This is a genomic window from Arthrobacter sp. Hiyo1 (assembly GCF_001263615.2).
Lineage (GTDB): Bacteria > Actinomycetota > Actinomycetes > Actinomycetales > Micrococcaceae > Arthrobacter.
The window spans coordinates 474,885-479,800 of sequence record NZ_DF952469.1; the positions used below are offsets into that span (position 1 = coordinate 474,885).

A 4,916-nucleotide genomic window follows, 5' to 3' on the forward strand; every position below is an offset into this window, starting at 1 on the left:
CTGCTGCACCCCGAAAGCCTCGCCGCGGCGGGACCCGGCACGTCAACGCTCAAGGACCTCCTCGCCCAGAGCCTGTCTTCCACCAGATCCGCTCCCCTGCGCGTGGTCCAGGGCATCAAGGTGGACTCCCCCGAATGGCCCGCCGGCGACAGCCCGGTGCGTGAGCTCTTGCAGTGGCGGCGCCTTTTCGACACCAAACTGGTGGAAATCACCGAGTACGGATTCGCCGCGATCACTCGCTTGAAGGTGGACGACGCGCTCCTGGCGGACGTAGAAAAGCTGGGCTGGCGGCTCGTCATCGGAGACCCGACCGAACTGACAGGCCTCGCCGCAGCGCACCAGCGGGTGACCTCGCTACGTTCACGGGTCCAGTCCAGCGGACGGAGCGCCCGCGTCGACGAGGTGACGTGGTCGGTCACCGGGCTCCTCGGCCGCGAGGCCGGGTCGATGCTGGCCGCGAGGCTTCTTGAACCGGTGCTTGCCTTGGAAGCCGACAAGCGCGATCCCCTCTTGGCAGTGCTCCGGGGCTGGCTAAGCGAAAACGGCAGCTGGGACGCCTCTGCCAAGCTGCTGGGGTTGCACCGCAACAGCGTGCGCCGCCAGATCGGGCTGCTCGCCGAACTGCTCGATACGGACCTGAACCAGGCCCAAGTGCGCGCCGAGCTTTGGATCGCGCTGCAGTACGCGGACGGTTTGGCGGGCGGAGGGGATGCCTAGTCCCGGGCACTTTCTGACTGCGGCACCGTCTACGTGTCGTGCTGCTTAAAACACGTAGACGGAGCCGCCGGCACACGGAGAAACGTCGATTTTGCACGTATTTTGCCGGGTTTCACCACTTAATTTCGCCGTTTGACCACTGAGACGCGGTTTTCGCGGCCTAGCATTCGAGTGCCGGCTACACGGGATCCGCCAGTAGCTCAAATCGAAGTGGAGGAACGAAATGCTCACTACGACCGCCTTGAATGCAAGCAGCACCATGGCAACGGCACGAACCAAGATTGACGAAATGATTGTTCGCTACGATGGCTGGTTTCTGGTGGTTCTCGCCGTCCTGATGGTGCTTGCTTTTGCAATGCTCGCAGCGATGGCCGTCTGGTGTTTGACGCAAGGACGAGGCCGCTTTACTGGCAATTGGAGTTGGAGCCAATGGGGCGTCTCTGTGTGGGTTGAATGCAGGTAACTCCCAGCAAGCCAGCCGTCGTGGTGGCACTGACAACGTGCCACCACGACCAGAGCATCGGAATCACGCCTCATGACTCTCAGTGTTGCCAACGTCAACTACGCCTATAACTCCAGAACCCAAGTGCTTCATGATGTCTCGTTCACGATCGCCGAGGACCAGATCATGGGCCTCATCGGTCCCAACGGATCTGGGAAGTCCACCCTGATAAAGGTCATCCTGGATCTGCTCCAACTTCAAAGCGGCCGCGTCCGCATCGGACCTGACAGCAGTCAGAGCCGCAGCGCCAAGATGTCTTCGATCTACTTGTCGAGCAATGATTACCTCCCTGAGTTCCTCACGGGGGAGGAATACGTGCGTTTCATGCACGGGCTCTATGGAGAATCCATGGATCACGCGGCACTGAGGACGCAATTCGCCAGGTACTCCATGCGCGACAGGCACCGCGACTTGATCGAGGACTACTCACACGGCATGAGGAAGAAGCTGCAACTTATCGCGGCGTTCATGCTCCGGCGAAGGTTTACCGTCATCGATGAGACCCTCAATGGCGTCGACATCGACGCCATCAACCTCTTCGAGCGAGATATCCGACAACTTGCCACAGAAGGCCGATCGGTTCTGCTGTGCAGTCATGACTTCACCATGTTGGAGCACGTCGCTGACGAGCTTGCGTTTCTCATCCAAGGGGCCCTGGTGGTTCAGGCTCCCGTCCGGAAAATTATCGAAGATCACGGAACGATAGCTGACCTTGCCAACGAATTCATCCAGGCAATGGAGCCATCTTAAATGCGCTTCAAAAGCGTAGTTCTCCTGTCTCGATTGTTCTGGCTCTTCATCGTGAGGCGCGTCTTGGGACGAGGCCTGTTGGCCAGCCCGGCTGCTCGGCTTTCTACCATATTCCTGCTCGTTCTCGCGTTCGCGGGATTCAACGTGTTGAGCTATGTGGTCATCCGTCAGTATCTCGGTGGAACCGGCCTGCTTGAGCCGGTTCTTCAAGTGGCCAACGCATCGGTCGGATTTTGGGTACTTATTGCGTACACACTGATCCGGGTGCTGTTCATGAAGGCAGATGAGCTTCTAAAGCTCTCCTTCAATCTGCCCGTGACCAACAAGGAAAGGACGATGGCGTTTGCGCTCTTTGAGTCATCCCTCGTTCTCCTTATGACCGTGTTCGTTTTCGGTGCTTTCTCCATTTCAACCGTGTTGATCGAGGGTCCTGATTACATTCCGAGGGTTCTGGCATCCATCTGGTTCCCCGCTATTTCAACCTACTTGCTTCTGAGCCTCGGCTACTACCTGCTTGAGCGTGCTCTGCAGGCCCTCCGGATCGCCCGACTTCGCAGTCTGATAGTCCCGATGGTGCTGGCTTTCGGGCTGGCGGTGGCGTTTCCTCAAACCAACGAGCAGAGCAGCCAGATCGCCGAAAGCTACGTATTGGGGCGCGACTACTTTGCACCTGCATTGCTCTACGCGAAACTGCAGGAAGCCGTTGGGCTCTGGTTATCCATTTTAATCCTCCTTGCGACATCGGCGGCAGTAATTCCGGCAATCGTCGCCATCGCACCCAGGAACTACGTCCCGATGCGTCGCTTCTTCGTCTTTCTGCCTTCACGCTTGGCAGATCGCACGTTCGGCGTTTACATTCTGGTCTTGTTTCGAAGTTTCGAAACGATGGTGGCTATCTCTTTTATCATCATTTATTCAGTCTTCGCCTGGCTCGAGCATTTGGTGTTCCCACCCTACGTCCTCGCTCTCATAACATTTCAGGGAGTCTATGCATTTTCAAACTCGGAGCCCCTGCGGCGCATGGTCACTTATCCGGGCCGCACCGTTGCGAACTACTTACGCCTCGTCGGCTCGCAAGGCGTCCTCTTGATGGTTGTGGGCATTCCAGTCATCACGATTTCCTTGTCGCAAGGAATTACCTTCGAAGCGTGCCTGCCGGTGCTTGGATTGTGTTTGAGCAACATTCTCATATCAACCCTAGTTGGCATCGCTTTCCCTCCTGAGAAGGGAAACCCATTCACTGTCATCATGGGGGTCCTGCTCACGGTGATAGTCGTCATGATTGTGGCGCTCGGCTTGAACGTCTTTAACTTTGATCCAATGATCAGTGCGGGAATTTTCACCGCGCTTAACATGCTCGTCGTCTTTTACAGCATCCTGGGTATGCGGAGAATGGAAAGGATTGCACGCCATGAAGTGGTTGCTTAGATCCATCGTCGGGATGACAGTCTCTTTTGTTGTCACCATGATCGTCGTTGTCGCAAGTTTCATCACCACGATGTTCTCGGCGTCAGAAATAGGAGTCAGGAAATCTGGCCTGTTCGGCGCGCTCTTCTTCGAGCCCCATGCAAAGCCCGACGGGGCGACCGCGTTGGAAATCGGGGTGTCGAACGGCGCGCGCATCGCTTTTGTCTTCGCGGCATCGCTGGTCTTTTATGTTGCCGTTGCATCAGTCCTGGAACGGCTAAAGCTCCACAAGAAGCGACTCCTACAAGCGAACCAGGATTGACTGTTCGAAAGTTCGCCCTCCGGGATGTCACTGCCGGGCTGATAGCCAAGCAACTCATATGGTCATGTAGCTTGCCTTTTGCCGCCGCGGCTCTCGACTTCACGGCGTGCACCTTCCTGGCCGCCATGACCACTGACCCGATACTTTTCCGGGCTGGCCTGTGGCTTCTTGTGCATGTGCTGTGCCTGCTGTGCGGATTTCTGGTGCATGAGTGGTCTCACGTTGCGGGCATGAGGCTGTTTCACGGGATTTCCGACGTCGTAGTTTCTTCCGGCATCCTTCGCTTCTCCGTCATTCCCGTCGGGCATCTCTACGGGTGGCAGATCGCAATCGTGGCGATACTCGGTCCGGGTGGATCATGCTTGGTGGGGGCGCTGGTTGCACTACTGGCACCCGGTTCATTCCTGCAGTACTGGTTCCTGTTGCATGCAGTCTTTCTTCTGCCATTCTTTGGCGACGGACGCAGCCTCATTCTCGGAATCCGTGCTTGGGCTCGGCCGGTTGGCTTACGCGCGCCCGTAGTCAACCGCTGAGCTACTCATCCACCCCATGCATTCGCGGCCTCAACCTTTCGGAGCAGAACCTTCCCACTCCCGGTACAGCTCCGGGCGGCGTTCGCGCAGGTAGGGCACCTGTTCCCGGGCTTCGTTGACGCGCTCCGTGGAGATCTCGGCGAACAGCAAGGCCGCACCGTCCCCGGCCGCAGCGAGCAACGAACCGTCCGGACCCGCGACCACGCTCCCGCCGAGGAAGTCGCAGCCGTCCTCGTGGCCGCTGTGGTTCGCGTAGGCAACGTTGAGTTGGCTCTCCAGTGCCCGGGCCCGGATCAGGACCTGCGGTACCGTTTCGAATCCGGCGGAAAGGGCGGTGGGGACCAGCAGAAGCTCGGCGCCCCGCGTGGCCGCGGCGCGGACGCTTTCGGGAAACTCGACGTCGTAGCAAATCAGCAGCGAGGTTTTGATCCCGTTGAAGTCCACGACGCCGGGAGCTGCTTGGGCGGCTGAGAACGCCTTTCGCTCCTCCTCGCCGAAGAGGTGCACTTTGCCATAGTCCAGGAGCACGGTTCCGTGGGCGTCCAGGAGAGTGGCGGAGATATGCCAGCCGCCATCGGCAGCTGGTGCGGGAAGGCTGTAGACCAGTCCGATTCCGTGCGTGCGGGCGATGTCCGCAAGGCGTTCCCGGATGCTTGGAAGCGTTGCGAAATCCAGCTCCGCGTGG

At 58.5% G+C, this 4,916-nt stretch carries 7 protein-coding genes; 6 read left to right on the forward strand and 1 reads right to left on the reverse strand.

The window, feature by feature from the left end; translation table 11 throughout:
* From AHiyo1_RS06580 to AHiyo1_RS06605, 6 genes are all read left to right on the forward strand, one after another.
* A partial coding sequence (locus AHiyo1_RS06580; protein ID WP_148667492.1) for a helix-turn-helix domain-containing protein occupies positions 1 to 717 on the forward strand: 717 nt, incomplete at its 5' end.
* Between the two features lie 223 nt (positions 718 to 940).
* A complete protein-coding gene (locus AHiyo1_RS06585; protein WP_059388008.1) occupies positions 941 to 1,180 on the forward strand; it encodes a hypothetical protein in 240 nt (79 codons plus the stop codon).
* 72 nt (positions 1,181 to 1,252) lie between these two features.
* The gene (locus AHiyo1_RS06590; protein WP_059388009.1) at positions 1,253 to 1,969 is read left to right on the forward strand and encodes an ATP-binding cassette domain-containing protein; all 717 of its coding nucleotides are present in this window, start codon (positions 1,253 to 1,255) and stop codon (positions 1,967 to 1,969) included.
* Positions 1,970 to 3,397, forward strand: a complete 1,428-nt coding sequence (locus AHiyo1_RS06595; RefSeq protein ID WP_059388010.1) for a hypothetical protein — start codon at positions 1,970 to 1,972, stop codon at positions 3,395 to 3,397. It begins immediately after the preceding gene.
* The gene (locus tag AHiyo1_RS06600) at positions 3,381 to 3,698 is read left to right on the forward strand and encodes a hypothetical protein (protein ID WP_059388011.1); all 318 of its coding nucleotides are present in this window, start codon (positions 3,381 to 3,383) and stop codon (positions 3,696 to 3,698) included. Before AHiyo1_RS06595 ends, AHiyo1_RS06600 begins: the two co-directional genes overlap by 17 nt.
* Positions 3,695 to 4,231, forward strand: a complete 537-nt coding sequence (locus AHiyo1_RS06605) for a hypothetical protein (protein ID WP_059388012.1) — start codon at positions 3,695 to 3,697, stop codon at positions 4,229 to 4,231. The genes AHiyo1_RS06600 and AHiyo1_RS06605 overlap by 4 nt, the downstream gene beginning before the upstream one ends.
* A gap of 30 nt (positions 4,232 to 4,261) precedes the next feature.
* Here AHiyo1_RS06605 and AHiyo1_RS06610 read toward each other — a convergent pair.
* On the reverse strand, positions 4,262 to 4,916 hold a 655-nt coding region (locus AHiyo1_RS06610; RefSeq protein WP_059388013.1), incomplete at its 5' end, for a nitrilase-related carbon-nitrogen hydrolase.